Annotated in this window: 21 protein-coding genes and 1 riboswitch; of the genes, 17 read left to right on the top strand and 4 right to left on the bottom strand. The window is 57.4% G+C overall.

The features are described 5' to 3' along the window. The first annotated feature begins 24 nt into the window (after positions 1-24). The 4 genes from BN1129_RS02780 (at position 25) to BN1129_RS02765 (ending at position 4,292) form a co-directional block, all read left to right on the top strand. Entirely contained in the window at positions 25-1,962 is a 1,938-nt protein-coding gene (locus BN1129_RS02780) for a putative bifunctional diguanylate cyclase/phosphodiesterase (RefSeq protein WP_042034351.1), read from the top strand. A 94-nt stretch (positions 1,963-2,056) separates the two neighbouring features. Beyond that, a complete protein-coding gene (gene nfsA / locus BN1129_RS02775) occupies positions 2,057-2,782 on the top strand; it encodes an oxygen-insensitive NADPH nitroreductase (RefSeq protein ID WP_042034350.1) in 726 nt (241 codons plus the stop codon). A gap of 188 nt (positions 2,783-2,970) precedes the next feature. Then, the gene (locus tag BN1129_RS02770; RefSeq protein WP_042034349.1) at positions 2,971-3,735 is read left to right on the top strand and encodes a hypothetical protein; all 765 of its coding nucleotides are present in this window, start codon (positions 2,971-2,973) and stop codon (positions 3,733-3,735) included. Further along, entirely contained in the window at positions 3,729-4,292 is a 564-nt protein-coding gene (locus BN1129_RS02765; protein WP_042034348.1) for a VOC family protein, read from the top strand. Before BN1129_RS02770 ends, BN1129_RS02765 begins: the two co-directional genes overlap by 7 nt. A 60-nt stretch (positions 4,293-4,352) precedes the next feature. On the opposite strand, the gene BN1129_RS02760 is transcribed toward BN1129_RS02765, so the two are convergent. Then, positions 4,353-5,567, bottom strand: a complete 1,215-nt coding sequence (locus tag BN1129_RS02760; protein ID WP_042034347.1) for an MFS transporter — start codon at positions 5,565-5,567, stop codon at positions 4,353-4,355. 93 nt (positions 5,568-5,660) lie between these two features. Here BN1129_RS02760 and BN1129_RS02755 point away from each other — a divergent pair, with 93 nt between their 5' ends. Further along, a complete protein-coding gene (locus BN1129_RS02755; protein ID WP_042034345.1) occupies positions 5,661-6,536 on the top strand; it encodes a LysR family transcriptional regulator in 876 nt (291 codons plus the stop codon). A gap of 73 nt (positions 6,537-6,609) precedes the next feature. Further along, positions 6,610-7,584 carry an HTH-type transcriptional regulator CysB gene (cysB, locus tag BN1129_RS02750; RefSeq protein WP_042034344.1) on the top strand — a complete coding sequence of 325 codons (975 nt, stop codon included), beginning with the start codon at positions 6,610-6,612 and terminating at the stop codon, positions 7,582-7,584. A 76-nt stretch (positions 7,585-7,660) separates the two neighbouring features. On the opposite strand, the gene ribA is transcribed toward cysB, so the two are convergent. Then, positions 7,661-8,254: a GTP cyclohydrolase II gene (gene ribA / locus BN1129_RS02745; RefSeq protein WP_042034343.1), complete on the bottom strand. Its 594-nt coding sequence runs from the start codon at positions 8,252-8,254 to the stop codon at positions 7,661-7,663. A gap of 248 nt (positions 8,255-8,502) precedes the next feature. Here ribA and cmk point away from each other — a divergent pair, with 248 nt between their 5' ends. The 6 genes from cmk (at position 8,503) to pyrF (ending at position 13,781) form a co-directional block, all read left to right on the top strand. After that, positions 8,503-9,195 (top strand): (d)CMP kinase, encoded by a 693-nt coding sequence (gene cmk / locus BN1129_RS02740; RefSeq protein WP_042034341.1) that lies wholly within the window; start codon positions 8,503-8,505, stop codon positions 9,193-9,195. 94 nt (positions 9,196-9,289) lie between these two features. Beyond that, positions 9,290-10,960, top strand: a complete 1,671-nt coding sequence (gene rpsA, locus BN1129_RS02735; RefSeq protein WP_042034339.1) for a 30S ribosomal protein S1 — start codon at positions 9,290-9,292, stop codon at positions 10,958-10,960. A gap of 92 nt (positions 10,961-11,052) precedes the next feature. Next, on the top strand, positions 11,053-11,337 hold the full coding sequence (ihfB, locus tag BN1129_RS02730) for an integration host factor subunit beta (protein WP_005299934.1): 285 nt from the start codon (positions 11,053-11,055) through the stop codon (positions 11,335-11,337). A 156-nt stretch (positions 11,338-11,493) separates the two neighbouring features. Beyond that, on the top strand, positions 11,494-11,778 hold the full coding sequence (locus tag BN1129_RS02725; RefSeq protein ID WP_042034338.1) for a LapA family protein: 285 nt from the start codon (positions 11,494-11,496) through the stop codon (positions 11,776-11,778). A 9-nt stretch (positions 11,779-11,787) separates the two neighbouring features. Next, positions 11,788-12,954, top strand: a complete 1,167-nt coding sequence (gene lapB / locus BN1129_RS02720; RefSeq protein ID WP_042034337.1) for a lipopolysaccharide assembly protein LapB — start codon at positions 11,788-11,790, stop codon at positions 12,952-12,954. Positions 12,955-13,079: 125 nt separating this feature from the next. Then, positions 13,080-13,781: an orotidine-5'-phosphate decarboxylase gene (gene pyrF, locus BN1129_RS02715; protein WP_042034336.1), complete on the top strand. Its 702-nt coding sequence runs from the start codon at positions 13,080-13,082 to the stop codon at positions 13,779-13,781. 64 nt (positions 13,782-13,845) lie between these two features. On the opposite strand, the gene rrtA is transcribed toward pyrF, so the two are convergent. Next, complete coding sequence (rrtA, locus tag BN1129_RS02710; protein ID WP_244463006.1) at positions 13,846-14,424, bottom strand: rhombosortase; 579 nt, start codon at positions 14,422-14,424, stop codon at positions 13,846-13,848. Between rrtA and BN1129_RS02705 the strand changes: the two genes are divergently transcribed. The 5 genes from BN1129_RS02705 (at position 14,354) to BN1129_RS02685 (ending at position 17,282) form a co-directional block, all read left to right on the top strand. Then, positions 14,354-15,043 carry a tRNA-uridine aminocarboxypropyltransferase gene (locus tag BN1129_RS02705; RefSeq protein ID WP_157013235.1) on the top strand — a complete coding sequence of 230 codons (690 nt, stop codon included), beginning with the start codon at positions 14,354-14,356 and terminating at the stop codon, positions 15,041-15,043. The two genes, rrtA and BN1129_RS02705, sit on opposite strands and share 71 nt — an antisense overlap. Positions 15,044-15,064: 21 nt before the next feature. Next, positions 15,065-15,754, top strand: a complete 690-nt coding sequence (queC, locus tag BN1129_RS02700) for a 7-cyano-7-deazaguanine synthase QueC (protein ID WP_042034333.1) — start codon at positions 15,065-15,067, stop codon at positions 15,752-15,754. Between the two features lie 61 nt (positions 15,755-15,815). Next, positions 15,816-16,487, top strand: coding sequence for a 7-carboxy-7-deazaguanine synthase QueE (gene queE / locus BN1129_RS02695; RefSeq protein WP_042034332.1), 672 nt, complete (start codon positions 15,816-15,818; stop codon positions 16,485-16,487). Position 16,488: 1 nt separating this feature from the next. Beyond that, positions 16,489-16,719 carry a DUF3820 family protein gene (locus BN1129_RS02690; RefSeq protein ID WP_042034330.1) on the top strand — a complete coding sequence of 77 codons (231 nt, stop codon included), beginning with the start codon at positions 16,489-16,491 and terminating at the stop codon, positions 16,717-16,719. Beyond that, complete coding sequence (locus BN1129_RS02685) at positions 16,716-17,282, top strand: cob(I)yrinic acid a,c-diamide adenosyltransferase (RefSeq protein WP_042034329.1); 567 nt, start codon at positions 16,716-16,718, stop codon at positions 17,280-17,282. The genes BN1129_RS02690 and BN1129_RS02685 overlap by 4 nt, the downstream gene beginning before the upstream one ends. A 64-nt stretch (positions 17,283-17,346) precedes the next feature. Here the strand turns inward: BN1129_RS02685 and BN1129_RS02680 are convergent, their stop codons facing one another. Next, the gene (locus BN1129_RS02680; protein ID WP_042034328.1) at positions 17,347-17,751 is read right to left on the bottom strand and encodes an H-NS family histone-like protein; all 405 of its coding nucleotides are present in this window, start codon (positions 17,749-17,751) and stop codon (positions 17,347-17,349) included. A gap of 321 nt (positions 17,752-18,072) precedes the next feature. Further along, a riboswitch (Lysine riboswitch) is annotated at positions 18,073-18,244 on the top strand. The last annotated feature ends 25 nt before the right edge of the window (positions 18,245-18,269 follow it).

Below are 18,269 nucleotides of genomic sequence, written 5' to 3'. Positions count from 1 at the left end.
CTAGACGAACGGTTATTGAACGGGATGGATGTGCTGCATACCCCGATCTGGGTTTATGACATCCAACATCATCATATCTACTGGGCTAATCGCACCGCATTGGGGGTGTGGGAAGCCAGCTCGCTTGCCGAACTGCAATCACGTGACTTCTCGGCCGACATGGCCGATGCCATCGACTTGTTGCTACAGCGCTATCTCGGTGATTTTCAGCAGGGACGCAGCTACAGCGAGTGGTGGACGCTCTCGCCCAAGGGGGTCAAGAAGCAGATCTACCTGCGGTTGTCCGGCGTTCAGCTGGCCGGTCGCTTGATGATGATGACGGAGGCGGTGATCGACGCCGATACCCTCTATCAGGAGTCCTCCCTCGCCACCGGCGATACCCTGGCCTGTCTGTTTGACAATCAGGGTCGGTTGGAGAGTGGCAACCACCATTTCGACATGTGTTTCGGTGACCAAGTCAACCTGCTCTCCCAGGTGTTTTCCGGCAACGACCAAGCCTTCTATCAGAAGCTCTCCCGACTCGATGAAGTCGTGGCGGAGGGGGAGTGCCGGACGCTCAAGGGGATGCGCTGGTTCCAGTACCAGTTCCGTCATATCCAGCAGGGGGCGCAGATCCTGCTCACCATGCGCGACATAACGGACCGCAAGCTCGAGGAGCTGGAACATCGCCATCTGGCCTGGCATGACTCGCTGACCGGGCTGCTCAACCGTTACGGCCTGATGAAATCCCTCGAGGCATATTGCGGTCTGGGTGGGCGCTTCGCGCTGGTGTTCATGGATCTCGACAACTTCAAGCTGGTCAACGACAACTATGGCCACAAGGCCGGGGATCGTCTGTTGGAGCGGGTGGCCGGTCGGCTCAAGCAGGTTTGCCCGCGAGATGTGGAACTGGCACGCCTCGGTGGGGACGAGTTCACGGCCTTGGTGCCGCTGACTCACGCCAGTAATCGGGCGCAGGAAGTGGCCGATCTCATGCTCTCCCAGATGACCAAGCCGCTGCAGCTGAGCGGGGTGCCCGAGGTGACCATTGGCGGCAGCATAGGCATCGCTATCTACCCGGACGATGCGGATGACGGCGACAATCTGATCACCCGCGCCGACATGGCCATGTATCAGGCCAAGCAGATGGGGCGCCTGCGCTGGCAGCGTTTCACCCCCAGCATGCAGCAGAATCTGCACCGCAAGCTGACCCTGAAGCAATTTCTGGCCAAGGCAATAGGTCGGCAGGAGCTGAGCCTCTGCTACCAACCCCAAGTGGATGTGGCAAAAGGCAAACTGCTTGGTTACGAGGCCCTGCTGCGCTGGCACAACCCTGTGCTCGGCCATGTCTCGCCGGTGGAGTTCATCCCGCTGGCCGAGGAGATGGGGCTGATCCGGGAGATCGGCGGCTGGGTGCTCTCGACGGCACTGGCCCAGATGGCGCATTGGCAGCAGCAGTGGCAGGTGCGGGTGCCGGTCTCGGTCAATCTGTCCGGGTTCCAACTCTCCTCCGCCTTGCCGGAGCTGGTGGCTCAGCAGCTCAAGGCGTATGGCGTGGATGCAGGCCTGCTGACGTTGGAGTTGACCGAGACTGTCCTTATGCTGGATATGAAAGGTTGCATCGAGATCCTCGATGCCCTGAGCGAGCAAGGCATCAAGATCGCCATTGACGATTTTGGTACCGGCTATTCGTCGCTGGCCTACCTGAACCGACTGCCGATCGACACCATCAAGCTGGATCGTTCGTTCGTGGTGGGGCTGAACCTGCCAGTGATCCGTGCCACTGTCGCCATGGCGACCAGCCTGGGGCTTGGCATCATGGCCGAAGGGGTGGAGGATGAGCACGAGCTCGCCGCGCTGCGTTCCCAGGGCTGTCACGTGTTTCAGGGCTTTTTGTTCAGCAAGCCGATGACGGTGGCGCAGGTGGAGGCCAGCGCCTTTCTGGTTAGCTGCAAGGCGGGTGTCTATCCGCTGGCGGGATAGGGTCAAGGAACGTGCATCTGTCATCGTTAGCTGCGAGGGGCCTTGGGCCCCTCCGTTTTTTTGGGTAGAGTGTGGACTTCTTCCTGGAGACATCATGAACCCGACCATAGACCTTATTCTTGCCCATCGCTCCATCCGTCAATTTACCCAAGAACCCATCACGGCGAGCCAGCTCGACCAGATCCTGAGTGCAGCCCAGTCTGCTTCCAGCTCCAGTTTCCAGCAGGCTAATAGCATCATACGGGTGACCGACATGGCCCTGCGCACCCGGCTCGCGGAGCTGGCGGGGCATCAGGCTCATGTGGCCGAGGCGGCCGAGTTTCTGATGTTTTGCGCCGATTATCATCGTCACGGTCAAATCGTGCCGGACGCCCAGACAGGTTATATCGAGCAGCTGATGATCGGCGCCATCGATGGTGCCCTGATGGCCCTAAATGCCCTGCTGGCAGCCCAGTCGCTGGGATTGGGTGGCGTCTACATCGGCGGCATTCGCAATAATCCGGTCGCTGTGAGCGAGGCGCTGGGGCTACCAGACCTGGTTATCCCCTTGTTTGGGCTCTGTCTGGGTCATCCGGCGCAGGTTCCCGAGCAGAAACCCCGTTTGCCCCGGGCGTTGGTTGTGCACGAAAATCACTATCAGGCCGAGCTGGATCGCCCCTTGCTGGCGCGATACGATCAGCAGATAGAGGCCTACTATCAGGCCCGCAGCAGCAATAACAAGCAGCAGACCTGGAGCAGCCAGATCCGGGGCATCCTTGGCAAGGAGGCACGCCCCTTCATGCAGGCATTCTTGCAATCGAAAGGGTTCAACCTCAAGTAATGGGCCCGATGGGCGATACTATGAAGTAATGGCAGTGTTGCCATCACTGCGTGATCCTGATCTCCGCTGCTGATTTGTGGGCCCAGAGCACAATAAATCGTGGGTAAGCTCGACGGTGCGGACTACCTTAAGTGGGTCAGCTGTTGTAGGATCGCGCAATTGGATTGGGACAGGAGTTTGAACATCCTATGATTTTAACCTTGGTATTGCTGTCTATTGGCGCACTCCTGTTTCTGGTTATCGCCTATAACGTGATGCAGCAATATAAGCAGAAGGCAGAGGCAGACAGGCGCCATGCCATCGCTCGTCATAAGGCCGTGGCGGATGAAACCGAAGAGGTGCTGTTGAATGTCAACTTGGTGCCCTTCTCCAAGAACATAGTGTTGTTGCTGCAACACCGTATTCTGGATGCGTACCGGGCGATCGCCTTGGTGATGCCCAACGGCCAGATCAAACAGCGCATCGCCGACGTACAGACCCAGATCAAAAATGTGCAGGAGAACTACAGCAATCAGGATGAGGGGCACTTCAAGACACCCGAATCCGACCGCCAGGCCATTCAGATGCTGCAACTGGTCAAGAAAATGCGTGCTGTGCTGCGGGTCGAGCACAACAAGGGCAAGATAGATCCCCACGGTTTTGCCCAAGAGGATCGTCGCCTCGAGCTGATGCAGCTCAAGATCAACATCTCCAATCTGGTCAAACGGGCCATGGATGCCCAGATCCAGGGGCAATATGGCACTTGTCGTCAGCTCTATACCAAGGGGCTCTCTGCTTTGGCCGGGGTATCTGACAAGGACCCTTATCTGATGGCCCGTGAAGAAGACATGCGTCAGGGGCTGGCCGGGCTGGATGCCCATCTGCAGCAGCACAGCGAGAAAGAGCTGCAGAGCATTAAGAATAAAGAGGCGGATGAGCTGGATGTCCTGTTCCAACCCAAGAAGAAATGGTGATCATGTCCCACCCACTCGATACCACACTGGGGCCCATGGCCCCATTTGTTTGCCAGCTGCTGGCTGAGCTGGATCAACGAGCTGTCCATGTCGATGCCATCGACGTTGACCACCTCTGTTACCGCGCGGCCACGCTGGTCGAATATCAGACTCAGAAGCAGATCTTGGCTTCGTACGGAATCCTTCTGGTGGAAGGCATGATAGGAGGGCGTCCTATTGCCACCTACCAGCTGTATCATCCCGTGCACTGCGGCGACGTCAGCGTGCCCTGCATCGAACTGGCGGCGCCCAAACCGGGCCGCAGCCATCAGGCTGGGCTGGAGCACATAGAGCTGGTGGTGCCGTCACTGCAAGCGCTGGTGGCCGAACATCCCGATGTGCCGTTCAAGACTGGCAACATGGATGATCTTCGCAACCCGGACGTGGGCTTGATGTTGGCGTCGGGCCAGATCAAGTTTCACCTGCGCGCCTTGGCCGAGGTGATCGAGGAAGAGCTGCGCACTGGCGCCGTGGTGCCTGTGCCCGCCGATTATTACGATAACATCGGATTGATGTGAGAGCGGGCACGGGTGCTCGTTGATTATACGCAGTGTAAGCGTGGGAGCCCCGACCGATGACTACGACTGCATATGGCAGGAGAGGGGGCGGGTGGTACGCCCCTTCACGTGACCGAGCCAGAGGCTCAGGCCCGCGGTGACCACCAGCACCAGCTCGATGCCGAGCACCAATCCCACCAAGCCACCCCGCTCCCAGAAGGGGTGCAGGTAGAGGCCTCCCAGGCTGGCTCCCAGATAATACCCCACCAGATAGAGTGACGAGGCGAGCGCCCGGTTATGTTCCACGTGCTGGCCAACCCAGGCACTGGCACAGGCGTGGGCGAGAAAGAACCCGAAGCTCGAGATGAGCAGCCCCGTCAATATGGCCGCCAGCGAGCCGTGCAACAGCAGTGCACTGCCAAGCGCCATCAGCGAGATCCCCGCCAGCAGCAGGCGCTGTGCCCCCCAGCGGTGGGCGCAGCGACCACTCAGGGAGGAGGCGACCGTGCCCGACAGATAGGTCAGGAACAGCATGCCGAGCCACTGGGTGGGTAGGGAGAAAGGATCCTTGGCCAGCAGGAAGGTGAGGTAGCTGTACTGGTTCAAAAACACCATGAAGTTGAGCCCGCCGATGAGATAGGCTCCGACCAGCAGCGGGTTGCCCAGGTGGCTGCTGATGGCCTGCCGGAATTGGCCCGGATCGGCGATGACGGGCACGAAACGGGTCTGGGCGGGCAATAACCAGATGACGAGGGGCAGCAGGGTCAGGCTTATCAGGCCGATGCCGAGAAAAGTGTGTTGCCAGTCGCCAAACCAGCCAGCCAGCAGACCACCGACGACCCGGCCTGCGATCCCGCCGAGCGAGTTGGCGGCGATATAGACCCCGACGGCGGAGAGGAGGGCGCGTTTGCTGAACTCCTCTCCCATATAGGCGATGGCGGTGGCGGGCAGTCCGGCCAGCAATATCCCTTGCAGTATCCTCAGCAGCAGCAGCTGTTCAAACTGGTGTACCAAGCTGATGAGCAGGGAGAGCAGGATGGCACCAGCCAGGCTCCACAGCATGATCCTGCGCCGGCCGAACCTGTCCGCGAGGCGTGCGCAGAGCAGCAGCGAGGCGGCCAGACCTGCAGTGCAGCCAGCCAGTGTCCAGCCCGCGGCCAGCGAGCTGACGGAGAAGACATCTGCCAGCAGTGGCAGCAGTGGATGGGTTTGGTAGAGGTTGAGAAACACCAGGAAGGAACCCAGGCTCAGGGCCAGGGTGGCGCGTCTCCATTCACGGCTGCCTACTTCGATCATATGCGGTTGTCCTGACGGCTTTTGTGCAGAGTAGTGCGCCGCAGAGCATAAATATAATATATTTAAGTTATCCAACTAATAAGATTAATTGATATGGACTTGAAACAGCTCACCTATTTGCTGGCGGTACGGGATGCTGGCTCCTTCACCAGGGCTGCCAATGGTCTGCATGTGGCCCAGCCCGCCATCAGCATGGCCATCGCCAAGCTGGAGCAGCAACTCGAGTTGCGGCTGTTTGACCGGCAGGATCGCACAGTGCGGCTCACCCCGGAGGGGGAGGTGCTCTGCCGTCATGCCGAACGACTGTTGTTGCAGATGCACCAGGCAGAAGCCGAGATGGCCGAATTGAAAGGGCTTGAGCGTGGCGAGGTGCGCATCGGCATTCCCTACATGATGGGCTCTTACTACTTTCCTCCGATCCTGATGGCCTTCAAGCATCGCTATCCCGGCCTCAAGATCCGGGTGGAGGAAGCTGGCTCGCGTGAGCTGCTGAGCCGCATGGTGGATGGCACCCTGGATCTCGCCATCCTGATCACCGGCGATCTGCCACCTGCGCTGGAAGGGGCGCAACTGCTGCGTGAAGAGATGTTGATGGTGGTGGGGGAGGAGCACCCGTTGCGGCAAGTCCCGGCCGTCTCCCTGACCCAGTTTTTCGGCCAGGAGCTGGCCATGTTCCGGCGCGGTTTCTACCACCGCGAGCACATGGAGGCATTGGCGCAGGGGCTGGGCTGTGAGCCCAATATTGCCTTCGAGAGCAACCTCATTCCGTTGCTCAAGGCGGTGGTGAAGCAGGGCTTTGCGGTGACCACCTTCCTGCGGATGGTGCTGGACGAGGAGACTGCCCTGACCGGAGTGCCGTTTGCTCCGCCTATTTTCCTCGATCTCTGCGTGGCGTGGCGCCGGGGGGATCCACTCTCCATGGCGAACCGCGCCTTGCGGGATTTTTTGCTGGCGCAGGCCCAGCCATAAATAGCCAAGAAGAAAAGGCTATCAGGCAAAAGTTTGTTAGTATTAGTTCAAGTCGCCTTTAGAGCTTAACATCATGAAACTCCAACAGTTGCGTTATATCGTTGAGGTTGCCAACCACAGATTGAACGTGTCGGCAACGGCAGAGAGCCTCTATACCTCTCAGCCAGGGATCAGCAAGCAGGTACGCATGCTGGAAGATGAGCTGGGGATCCAGATTTTCGAGCGCAGTGGCAAGCATCTGACCCAAATCACACCGGCAGGACGAGATGTGATCAAGATAGCCAACGAGATCCTGGGCAAGGTGGAAAGCATCAAGGCGGTGGCGAGCCAGCATACTCATCCCGAGCAGGGCACGCTTCATATCGCGACCACCCATACTCAGGCCCGTTATGCGCTGCCTGATGTGATCAAGGGGTTCATCAAGCGCTTTCCCAAGGTCTCCCTGCACATGCATCAGGGTACTCCGACCCAGATCAGCGAAGCCGTGGTCAAGGGGCTGGCCGATTTTGCTATCGCCACCGAAGCGCTGCACTTGTATGAAGATCTCATCATGCTGCCTTGCTACCACTGGAATCGCAGCGTGATCGTGCCCAAGGGGCATCCTTTGACCCAGGTTGGCAAGCTCTCTATTTCAGATATTGCCCGTTTCCCGCTAGTGACCTATGTGTTTGGCTTCACCGGGCGCTCCGAGCTGGATAACGCCTTCAACCGGGCCGGGTTCGAACCCAATATCGTCTTCACCGCCACCGATGCAGACGTGATCAAGACCTATGTCCGGCTGGGGATTGGCATAGGTGTGATGGCGACCATGGCGCTGGATCCCGCGGTCGATACCGATCTGGTGGCGCTCGATGCCAGCCACCTGTTCGCCCACAGCACCACCAAGATAGGGTTTCGCAAGGGCTCCTTCCTGCGTACCTACATGTATGACTTCATGACCCGTTTCGCCCCGCACCTGACCCGGGATGTGGTGGAGCGCGCTATCGCACTGCGCTCCAGTGACGATGTGGATGCCATGTTCGCCGATATCGAGTTGCCTATCCGCTAGCACGGCCACAGTGTCTGCCAACAAAAACGCCTCCCGACGGGAGGCGTTTTTTATGCGGGCGTGTGGTGCTCCGGGATCACTTCTTGAACAGGTGATCCAGTTTGCTCGCTTTGGTTGAGAGATAAAACTCGTTGTGGGGATTGCGCCCTTCCTGCAGGGGAACCCGCTCCGCGACCGGAATGCCAAAGCTCTCCATCGCTTTCATCTTGCGTGGGTTGTTGGTCATCAGGCGTAAACTGGTGACGTGCAACGCCTTGAGCATGTCCGCGCAGATGGTGTAGTCGCGCATGTCGGCGGCAAAGCCCAGTGCCACATTGGCCTCAACGGTATCGGCGCCCTGATCTTGCAGGTGGTAGGCCCGGATCTTGTTGAGCAGGCCTATGCCACGTCCTTCCTGGCGTACATACAGTAAGACGCCCCGACCGGCCTTGGCGATGTTTTCCATGGCGGCCTGCAATTGGAAACCACAGTCGCAGCGCAGGCTGAACAGGGCGTCTCCGGTGAGGCACTCAGAGTGAATGCGGCCCAGCACAGGCGCATCACCCGTGACATCGCCCATCACCAGCGCAGCATGATCCTTGCCGGTACCGGTTTCCTGAAAGCCTACCAGCGTGAAGGTGCCCCAAGGGGTCGGCAACTTGGATTTGGCCACGAGGGTAACGCTGCTCATAGGTTGCTCCTTACTACAGCTGCTTAAAAAGGGCGGCCAGTTTAGCGCGCCTTGTCCATAACAACCATAAGAACAAAACCTTGAACTGTTTAATGACTTGAGTCGCTGTACGCAAACCACGCGATCGCGACGGCTTCTGTGCAAATGTGCGTCCTGACGACTGCCAGGCTCGGCACATTTGGGTATAATCGGCGCCCATTACCCCATCCCTTCCGGGATGTGTGCAACAAGAGTGCAGGAGAGAAATTATGCCTCAGATGGCCCCCGTGATGACAATCGATGGCCCGAGCGGTGCCGGTAAAGGCACGTTGTGCCAGCTGCTGGCTGAGAAACTGGGTTGGCACTTGCTTGATTCCGGCGCCATCTACCGGGTGTTGGCCCTGGCTGCCTTGCACCACGATGTAGAACTCGATTCTGAAGCCGCACTGGTCCCACTGGCTGCCAATCTGGATGTGCAATTCCAGGTGGACAGCGAGCAGGTCAAGGTGGTGCTGGAAGGGGAGGATGTGTCCCGCACCATCCGTACCGAAGAGGTGGGCAATGCCGCGAGCAAAATCGCCGCCTTCCCGCGGGTACGCGAAGCCCTGCTGCGCCGTCAGCGTGCATTTCGTCAGGCACCGGGTCTGATCGCCGACGGGCGTGACATGGGAACCGTGGTTTTCCCCGAAGCCGAAGTGAAGATTTTCCTCGACGCCAGCGCGGAAGAACGCGCCCAGCGCCGCTATAAGCAGTTGCAAGATAAGGGCTTTGATGTTAACTTCGAGCGTCTTTTAACCGAGATTCGGGAACGTGACGATCGCGACAGAAATCGCGCCGTAGCGCCCCTTAAAGCGGCAGAAGATGCTCTCGTGGTGGATTCTACCGCCATGACCATAGATGACGTGCTGGCAACAGTACTCGCCTATGCAGAGCAACAACTTGGTGATGCCAGCGCAAGCTGACATCCGGTCGTCTGCACCAAGGATGGCGCAGATTATTTAAAACAGCCCCGCTTGTGCCGGATTGCAAGTGGATGTTTCATTTGTGACATAAACAATGATCGAATCTTTTGCTCAACTCTTTGAAGAGTCCCTGAACTCCGTTGAAACCCGTCAAGGTTCCATCGTCAAGGGTACTGTCGTTGCTATCGAGAACGGTTTCGTACTGGTTGACGCCGGTCTGAAATCTGAGTCCGCCATCCCGGCTGAAGAATTCAAGAACGCCCTGGGCGAGCTGGAAATCAGTGTGGGTGACACTGTTGACGTAGCTCTGGACTCTATCGAAGATGGTTTCGGCGAAACCAAGCTGTCCCGTGAAAAAGCCAAGCGCCACGAAGCCTGGCTGCAGCTTGAAAAAGCTTACGAAGAGCAAGCTACCGTTATCGGTATCATCAACGGCAAGGTCAAGGGTGGTTTCACCGTTGAACTGAATGGCATCCGTGCCTTCCTGCCGGGTTCTCTGGTTGACGTGCGTCCGATCCGTGACACCGCTCACCTGGAAAACAAAGAACTCGAGTTCAAAGTCATCAAGCTGGACCAGAAGCGCAACAACGTTGTTGTTTCCCGTCGTGCCGTGATCGAGACCGAGAACACCTCCGAGCGCGAGAGCCTGCTGGCTAACCTGCAAGAAGGTCAAGAAGTTAAGGGTATCGTCAAGAACCTGACTGACTACGGTGCATTCGTAGATCTGGGCGGTGTTGACGGCCTGCTGCACATCACCGACATGGCGTGGAAGCGTGTTAAGCATCCTTCCGAAATCGTCAACGTTGGCGACGAGATCGCAGTCAAGGTTCTGAAGTTCGACCGCGAGCGTACCCGTGTATCCCTGGGTCTGAAGCAGCTGGGTGAAGATCCCTGGGTTGCTATCGCCAAGCGTTACCCGGAGACCACCCGTCTGTCTGGCCGCGTGACCAATCTGACCGACTACGGCTGCTTCGTTGAAATCGAAGAAGGCGTTGAAGGCCTGGTACACGTATCCGAGATGGATTGGACCAACAAGAACATCCACCCGTCCAAAGTTGTTAACGTTGGCGACGTGGTTGACGTGATGGTTCTGGATATCGACGAAGAGCGTCGTCGTATCTCCTTGGGTCTGAAGCAGTGCAAATCCAACCCGTGGCAGCTGTTTGCCGAAACTCACGCCAAGGGCGACCGTGTTTCCGGCAAGATCAAGTCTATCACTGACTTTGGTATCTTCATCGGTCTGGACGGCGGTATCGACGGCCTGGTTCACCTGTCTGACATCTCCTGGAACAACCAGGGCGAAGAAGCAGTTCGTGAATTCAAGAAAGGCGACGAAATCGAAGCCGTTGTTCTGCAAGTGGACCCGGAGCGTGAGCGCATCTCCCTGGGTGTCAAGCAGATCGAAGAAGACCCGTTCAATAAGTACCTGTCTGATAACAAGAAAGGTGCTATTGTTAAGGGTAAGGTTACCGAGGTTGATGCCAAGGGTGCCGTGATCGAACTGGCTGACGGCGTAGAAGGCTACCTGCGTGCCTCCGATGCTGCTCGTGACCGTGTTGAAGACGCGACTCTGGTACTGTCTGTTGGTGATGAAGTTGAAGCCAAGTTCATGGGCGTTGATCGTAAGAACCGCACCGTAAGCCTGTCTGTCCGTGCTAAGGACGAGGCTGACGAGCGTGTTGCTATCGATAGTCTGAACCAACAAGAAGAAGTTGTGTTTAGCAATGCTATGGCTGAAGCGTTCAAAGCTGCCAAGGGTGAATAATCCTTGATGCAAGAAAAGGGCGGCTTCACGCCGCCCTTTTTTATATTGGCGTAATGAATATTGCATGTGATCGGGGAAGGAGATTTAACGTTATGACCAAATCAGATCTCATCGAACAATTGGCTGCGAGCCGCATGCATATGCCGGCCAAAGATGTCGAAGCTGCCATCAAGGAGATCCTTGAGCAGATGGCATCGACTTTGCAAAACGGCGATCGGATTGAAATCCGTGGATTTGGCAGTTTTTCACTGCACTATCGTGCCCCCCGAGTGGGTCGTAATCCCAAGACTGGGGACAAGGTTGAGCTGACCGGGAAATATGTCCCTCACTTCAAGCCTGGCAAAGAGTTACGCGAGCGCGTGAACATTATTGAATAATGCAGAAAACGGCATACTTGGGTATGCCTTTTTTGTTTTTATAGCCGCTATTGTGCCAATCGTCCGGTTTCTCCAAGTCTTTTCCCATTCGCGCTAGAGTCTGCCCGTGATTTTAAGGATAATCAGCCTTTCATTAGATACTGACAGGGAGCTCCTATGAAGCGTATCTTGGCCCTCATTCCGCTGGTGCTGGTGTTTATTCTGACCTTGGCCATCGGGTCGCAAAATGGTCAACTGGTGCAGTTCAATTATCTGATTGCCCAGGGGGAGTTCTCGCTCTCCATGTTGCTGGGTTTCTTCTTTGGTGGTGGTTTTCTGCTGGGTTGGCTGGTGTTCGGTCTGTTGTTTTTGCGCCTAAAAATGCAAAACCGTACCCTCAACCGCACCATGCGTCGTCAATCCCGCGAGTTGGAGCTGGCTCGGTCGGCAGTCAAGGAATAATGTCCCTCGATGCTTGAACTGCTTTTCCTGCTGTTGCCGATTGCCGCTGGCTATGGCTGGTACATGGGGCGCAGGAGTGTTCGCCAGGACACCCAGAAACAGAGTAACCAATTTTCCCGCCAGTATGTGGCGGGCCTCAACTATTTGCTGTCTGACGAGTCGGACAAGGCGGTGGATCTCTTCATCCAGCTGCTGGAAGTGGACAGCGAAACCATCGAAACCCATCTCTCGCTTGGCAATCTGTTTCGTCAGCGTGGCGAGGTTGACCGAGCCATCAAGATCCACCAAAACCTGGTGACCCGTGAGCTGACCCGTGAACAGCGCCAGCTCGCGCTGCAGGAACTCGCGCGCGACTTCCTGGCTGCAGGCTTGCTGGATAGAGCCGAGGCGCTCTGGAACGAGCTGTGCGAAGACGGCGACTATGAAGAGACTGCGCTGGCCCAGTTGCTGATCATCCATCAGCAGTTACGTGACTGGGACAAGGCCATTGAGGTCGCAGTGCGGTTGCAAAAGTATCAGGGCAAGAAGCTGGCCGATCCCATCTCGCATTTCTATTGCGAGCAGGCAGACAGTGCATTGCGCGACGGCGACAAGCCTGCGGGGCTTGCCAAGCTCAAGCGGGCGCTGGGTGTCAATCCAGCGTGTGCCCGTGCCAGCCTGCGACTGGCCGAACTGGCGATGGCGGCGGGGCAGTATGAGCAGGCAAGCAAGGATCTGCTGCGGGTGTTCGAGCAGGACATCGACTTTGCTTCCGAGGCCATCCCCTGGCTCACCGAATGCTATCAGCGCCAGGGCCGCTCTCTCGAGCTCATTCCCTTGCTGGAACAGGCGGTGGAGGATCACGCCGGCGTCAGCGTGACCCTGGCCCTTGCCAAACTGGTGGAGGAGCGTGATGGCCTGAGTCAGGCCCGCGCGTTGGTGCTGCGCCAGCTGCGCCGTCATCCTTCCATGAAGGGTTTCTACCAGCTGGTGGGCTTCCAGCTGGCCAGTGCGGAGGAGGGGCCTGCCAAGGAGAGCCTGGAGTTGCTGCAGCAACTGGTTGGCGAACAGATCAAGATCAAATCTACCCACAAGTGTCGGCAGTGCGGCTTTGCCACCCACTCGCTGTTCTGGCAGTGCCCATCCTGCCGTCAGTGGGGATCCATCAAGCCGATCCGCGGCCTGGACGGCGAATAAGAGCCAAATCAATTGAAAGTGAGATGCCGTGTGCGGCAAGTGCCGCTGCGGTGTTATCAGGTTGAGCCTGGGCTTGGATGGTGACGCCACGCCCAGATGGTGAACAACAATCAATAGGAAGTGAGATGCTAGATCCTAAAGTACTGGTCGCGCTGGATTATCAGCACGAGGCCGATGCCTTCGCGTTCATTGAACGTATCTCTCCGGCCCAGTGCCGCCTCAAGGTGGGCAAGGAGATGTTTACCCTGTTTGGTCCCCAGTTTGTGCGTCAGCTGGTGGCCAAGGGATTTGATGTGTTTCTGGATCTGAAGTTTCACGACATTCCCAATACCGTGGCCAAGGCCGTGGCCGCCAGTGCCGAGCTGGGTGTCTGGATGGTCAACGTCCATGCCAGTGGTGGCGAGCGAATGATGCGTGCTGCCAGAGAGGCGTTGCTGCCCTATGGCGACAAGGCGCCGCTGCTGATCGGGGTGACAGTGCTGACCAGCATGGAGCAATCCGACATGGCGCCGCTTGGTCTGGACGTGAGCCCGGCCGAGCAGGTGATCCGGCTCGCCACATTGACCAAGGCAGCCGGGCTGGATGGGGTGGTCTGCTCCGCCAATGAGGCTCGTGATCTCAAGGCCTTGCTCGGCGCCGACTTCAAGCTGGTGACCCCGGGTATTCGCCCCACCGGGTCTGCGGCCGGGGATCAACGCCGGGTGATGACGCCGCTGGCTGCGACGCAAGCCGGCGCCGACTATCTGGTCATAGGTCGCCCCATCACCCAGGCAGACGATCCCGCCGCCATGTTGTCAAGCATCAATGCGGAGCTGACTGGGCGTTAAGATTTGAAGGCCGGGTACACCCCCGGCCTGCTTTTTTGTCAAGGCAACCTGGTGTTGGGCACCATCACTCCTTGATGGCCTGACTGCCGAGACTGACCGGCAACAGGCCGAGCAGCAGGCCCGCCACCGAGCCAATCAGATGTGATTCGATGTGAACCCGGGCACCAATCAGTGCAGAAGCCGGGCTCTCGCCCGCGCTGTAGAAGTCCACTCCGAGCTTGATGACCACCCCCAACAGCATCAGCCAGCCCGAATAGCGGCGATAGCGGATGTCCTGCAAGGCTCCCCACACGAACAGGCCGTGCAAGGCTCCCGACAGCCCCATGTACCACAGGGTCTGCGGGCATAACCACCAGATGCCGACACCGACCGCGCACCCCAGTAACAGCAGCAATACCGGCAGGCGGCAGCCCGTCAGGTATTCGCGAAACAGGCTGTAGATCACGCACAGGCCACTCAGGTTGAGCAGCAGGTGCCATAAATTGGTGTGGGCCAGATTGCCTGTTATGATGCGCCACCCTTCGCCTTGGGCGATCAGGGCGCGTTCGAAGGAGAGCAAATGATTCGGTACTGTGAAGAAAAGCAACAAGCTGGCGAGTGAAAGCGTGATGACCCAGAGCAATCCTGATTTTTCTGACGACATGAAACAGCCCAACGACAAGAACAGTCGATACTGTACACGTTGCGCCAGAGCACTCAAAGCCTGTCTGTGTGATTATATTCAGCAGGTGTCTCATCTTGCTCCCCTCCATATTTTGCAGCATCCGAGCGAAGCGGGGCATCCCAAGGGGACCGCCGCCCTGCTGGCCGCCTCCCTCACCCGCGCCAGCATTCATGTCGGGGAGGATTTTGCCGAGGCACATTGGCTCAATGCCTTGCTGGCGGATCCCAAGGTGCACTGCTATCTGCTCTGGCCTGACGAACATGCGCTGGGGCTGGATCAGGTGCGCGATCAACTGCGCCAGGCGGGGGAGTACCGTCAGGTCTGCTTTTTGCTGCTCGATGGCACCTGGCGCAAGGCGTATCGCATCTTGCACAGCAGTCCGGCCCTGCTGCGGCTGCCCAGGATCAAGCTCGGTGCCATACCGGGCCAGTACTCCATTCGCAAGAAGCCGTTTCCCGAGGCGTTGTCGACCCTGGAGGCGGGCTACCATCTGTTATCCCAGTGGGAGGGTGAGCCCGCGCGCTTCGCCCCGCTGATGAACCTCTTTACCCATTTAAACCGGCAGTGGCATGACTTTGCACAAGGTCGCCGTACTTGAACTGCCTGAAGGAGTGAAAAAGTGAAAAAAGCCGTCGTGGTATTCAGTGGTGGGCAGGACAGTACCACCTGTCTGGTGCAGGCTCTGGCCCATTATGACGAGGTGCACGCCATTACCTTCGACTATGGCCAGCGTCATCGGGAGGAGATTGAGACGGCTCGCCGACTGGCCAGTGCGCTTGGTATTGCCGCCCACAAGGTGATGGACGTGACCCTGCTCAATGAACTGGCGGTCTCGGCCCTGACCCGGGATGACATTCCGGTCAGCTGCGAGCTGCAGGACAATGGTCTGCCCAATACCTTCGTGCCGGGTCGCAACATACTGTTTCTGACCCTGGCCTCCATCTATGCCTACCAGGTGGGCGCCGAATCGGTGATCACCGGGGTGTGCGAGACCGATTTCTCCGGCTACCCGGACTGTCGCGACGAGTTCGTCAAGGCGCTCAATCAGGCGGTCTCCCTGGGGCTGGGTCGCGGCATTCGCTTCGATACCCCGCTGATGTGGCTCGACAAGGCCGAAACCTGGGCGCTGGCGGATCACTATGGTCACCTGGAAACGGTGCGCCAGCAGACGCTGACTTGCTACAACGGCATCGCTGGCGATGGTTGTGGCACCTGTCCAGCCTGTGAACTGCGTAGCCGGGGGTTGAACCTGTATCTGGCCGACAAGGCGGGTATCATGGCTCGGCTGTACGAGAAAAGCGGACTGTGAGCCTGCGTCTTGCCCTCGCTTGGGGTATAATCCGCGACTTTTGCAACAAGCCGTGACCGAGATGCACTACCCAATCAACGAGATATTCCAGACCATTCAGGGGGAGGGCATCTTCACCGGCCTGCCCGCCATTTTCGTTCGCCTGCAAGGCTGCCCTGTGGGTTGTCCCTGGTGCGATACCCGTCATACCTGGATTGTCGATCCCGCTCGTGAAGTGGGGGTTCAGGCGGTGCTCGACTGTTCCAATGAATCCGATGGTTGGAGCAAGATGAACACTGAGCAGATCCTGGCCAGTTTCCAGCAGCTCGGTTATCAGGCCCGGCATGTGGTGATCACCGGGGGTGAGCCTTGTCTGTATGACTTGCAGGCGCTCTCCTGTACCTTGCTGGCAGCCGGCTATCAGGTGCAGATCGAAACCAGCGGTACCAGCGAGATCCAGACCCACGCCAATACCTGGGTCACGGTTTCGCCCAAGATTGGTATGAAGGGGGGACTGCCCGTGCTGATATCTGCCCTTGAGCGTGCCAACGAGATCAAGCATCCAGTGGCCACTGAGCGCCATATCGAGGAGCTGGATGCCCTGCTGGCGACCGCCACCTTGCGCCCAGACGTGGTGATTGCGCTGCAACCCATCAGCCAGAAGCCCAGAGCCACCCAGCTGGCGATGGCCACCTGCATCGCCCGTAACTGGCGGCTCTCCATCCAGACCCATAAATATTTGGACATCGATTAATATGGAGTGGCTGTCTGACGAGCGGGTGTTGTTGACCCTGACCCACAAGATGCCTTACGGCAAATATCAGGGGCGGCGCATCATAGATATTCCTGAACCCTATCTGGTGTGGATGGCCCGTACCGGCTTTCCCGCTGGCGCGTTGGGCCAGACGTTGGCCCTTGCCTATGAGATCAAGCTCAACGGGCTCGAATCCATGATTGTTCCCATTATTAACAGGATGTCGGTATGAGAATATATACAAGGCAGGGTGATAAAGGTATGACCCGGTTGGCCGATGGTGTGCAATTGGCCAAGGATGATATGCGGGTGGAAACCTATGGTTATATTGATGAATTAAATTCTCATATAGGTCTACTCATTGCCGAGGTTCCTGCCACTGAAACCGGCTTATTAGCCGACCTGTTATTGTTACAACAAGAGTTGTTCGATCTGGGTGGTGAACTGGCATTTTCCAGCGCTGGTCAGCAGGAGGCCATCTGGCAGGTGAATAATGCGTGGACGTTGCGACTGGAGCGGCAAATTGATGACTACAGCGCCAATTTACCCGTGCTGCGCAATTTCATTTTGCCCAGTGGTTCCCGGGCAGCGGCGCAAGCCCATGTAGTGCGCACCCTGACCCGTCGCTGTGAGCGCCTGCTGCTGAGTCTGAGCCGTGCAGAGCAGATCAATCCCGCCATCCTGCCTTATATCAACCGGCTGAGTGACTGGTTCTTCACCATAGCCCGCTATCTGCTGGCCTGTACCGCGACGCCAGAAGTGCTCTGGGTCAAGGCGACAGAACGGAGTCGATGAGCTGACATCCGGCATAAAAAAACCTCGCAGTGCGAGGTTTTTTTATTGGAGGTCGTTTACCTGATCAGATGGCAAATTCTTCGACGGATTTACCGTCGGCAACGGCCTTGGCAATCGCGGACGGCATGCGGCCCTGACCGGTCCAGGTTTTTTCAACGCCGTTATCCAGATAGCGATATTTGGCCGGGCGAGGGGCGCGCTTGCTTTTCGCGGCTTTGGCCGGTTCAGTGGCAACGGTTCCCACCAGTTCGGCAGGGTCAATGCCGGCGGCTTTCAGCATTTCGGCATATTCGTTAATCTTGCGCTGATGCTCTTCACGGGCCTGACGATCGGCGGATTCATCTTGCTGACGTTCGGTAACAATAGCAGAGAGTTTTTCCATCCCCTCTTCCAATTGCTCCAGAGTGAGCTCACGGCACGCTGCGCGCAAGCTACGGATATTCAGCAGTACTTTCAAAAATTCGTTCATAGTGTCCACCACGCGAGCAAAGGAGTGAATTAAATAAAAAGAGTAATTTTGTGTAATTTATACGGCAGATTACTATTAAGTCAAGATAAGCGAAATAATAAATTCAGCATGAAAATTAAGTGAGCTATTTCGGATTCAGGCAGGATCCAGCGATATTGACCTACATAATACTCGACTGAGTTCTGAATAGATGAAAATAGCGACAAAATCGAAATAATTGCACCGTTTGACTACCATTTCGCCATTTTTAAACGCCCTGCATGGGGATTTAATCAAAAAACTTGCTATAACGTGCCAGCGCGATAAAATGTGCTTCGAATACCTTTAAGTAGAGGCGCGCTGCCTATAAGTACTTGTGCGGAGGGTGATGCCTGTGATGCACAACGAAAGGAGTCAGCGCCGAAGTGGCCAGGCCATCATACCGGGCTGCTGGTTCTGCATCGAACAGGTGCAGGACTGCCATAGTCATCCACTATGGAGCGCTACCTGAAGGGGCTGAGGAGTATAACCTCCCCATG

Source organism: Aeromonas popoffii (assembly GCF_000820025.1).
GTDB lineage: Bacteria > Pseudomonadota > Gammaproteobacteria > Enterobacterales > Aeromonadaceae > Aeromonas > Aeromonas popoffii.
This window is presented reverse-complemented; position numbering and strand designations above follow the sequence as displayed.

Excerpts from the sequence above, each read along its gene's own strand:
- BN1129_RS02755 (WP_042034345.1), top strand. The coding sequence starts at position 5,661 with ATGGACTTGAAACAGCTCACCTATTTGCTGGCGGTACGGGATGCTGGC.
- BN1129_RS02770 (WP_042034349.1), top strand. The coding sequence starts at position 2,971 with ATGATTTTAACCTTGGTATTGCTGTCTATTGGCGCACTCCTGTTTCTG.
- rrtA (WP_244463006.1), bottom strand. The coding sequence starts at position 14,424 with ATGTCGTCAGAAAAATCAGGATTGCTCTGGGTCATCACGCTTTCACTC.
- rpsA (WP_042034339.1), top strand. The coding sequence starts at position 9,290 with ATGATCGAATCTTTTGCTCAACTCTTTGAAGAGTCCCTGAACTCCGTT.
- pyrF (WP_042034336.1), top strand. The coding sequence starts at position 13,080 with ATGCTAGATCCTAAAGTACTGGTCGCGCTGGATTATCAGCACGAGGCC.
- cysB (WP_042034344.1), top strand. The coding sequence starts at position 6,610 with ATGAAACTCCAACAGTTGCGTTATATCGTTGAGGTTGCCAACCACAGA.
- BN1129_RS02690 (WP_042034330.1), top strand. The coding sequence starts at position 16,489 with ATGGAGTGGCTGTCTGACGAGCGGGTGTTGTTGACCCTGACCCACAAG.
- nfsA (WP_042034350.1), top strand. The coding sequence starts at position 2,057 with ATGAACCCGACCATAGACCTTATTCTTGCCCATCGCTCCATCCGTCAA.
- BN1129_RS02680 (WP_042034328.1), bottom strand. The coding sequence starts at position 17,751 with ATGAACGAATTTTTGAAAGTACTGCTGAATATCCGTAGCTTGCGCGCA.
- ihfB (WP_005299934.1), top strand. The coding sequence starts at position 11,053 with ATGACCAAATCAGATCTCATCGAACAATTGGCTGCGAGCCGCATGCAT.
- BN1129_RS02780 (WP_042034351.1), top strand. The coding sequence starts at position 25 with ATGGATGTGCTGCATACCCCGATCTGGGTTTATGACATCCAACATCAT.
- BN1129_RS02760 (WP_042034347.1), bottom strand. The coding sequence starts at position 5,567 with ATGATCGAAGTAGGCAGCCGTGAATGGAGACGCGCCACCCTGGCCCTG.
- BN1129_RS02685 (WP_042034329.1), top strand. The coding sequence starts at position 16,716 with ATGAGAATATATACAAGGCAGGGTGATAAAGGTATGACCCGGTTGGCC.
- cmk (WP_042034341.1), top strand. The coding sequence starts at position 8,503 with ATGCCTCAGATGGCCCCCGTGATGACAATCGATGGCCCGAGCGGTGCC.
- ribA (WP_042034343.1), bottom strand. The coding sequence starts at position 8,254 with ATGAGCAGCGTTACCCTCGTGGCCAAATCCAAGTTGCCGACCCCTTGG.
- lapB (WP_042034337.1), top strand. The coding sequence starts at position 11,788 with ATGCTTGAACTGCTTTTCCTGCTGTTGCCGATTGCCGCTGGCTATGGC.
- BN1129_RS02765 (WP_042034348.1), top strand. The coding sequence starts at position 3,729 with ATGGTGATCATGTCCCACCCACTCGATACCACACTGGGGCCCATGGCC.
- BN1129_RS02725 (WP_042034338.1), top strand. The coding sequence starts at position 11,494 with ATGAAGCGTATCTTGGCCCTCATTCCGCTGGTGCTGGTGTTTATTCTG.
- queE (WP_042034332.1), top strand. The coding sequence starts at position 15,816 with ATGCACTACCCAATCAACGAGATATTCCAGACCATTCAGGGGGAGGGC.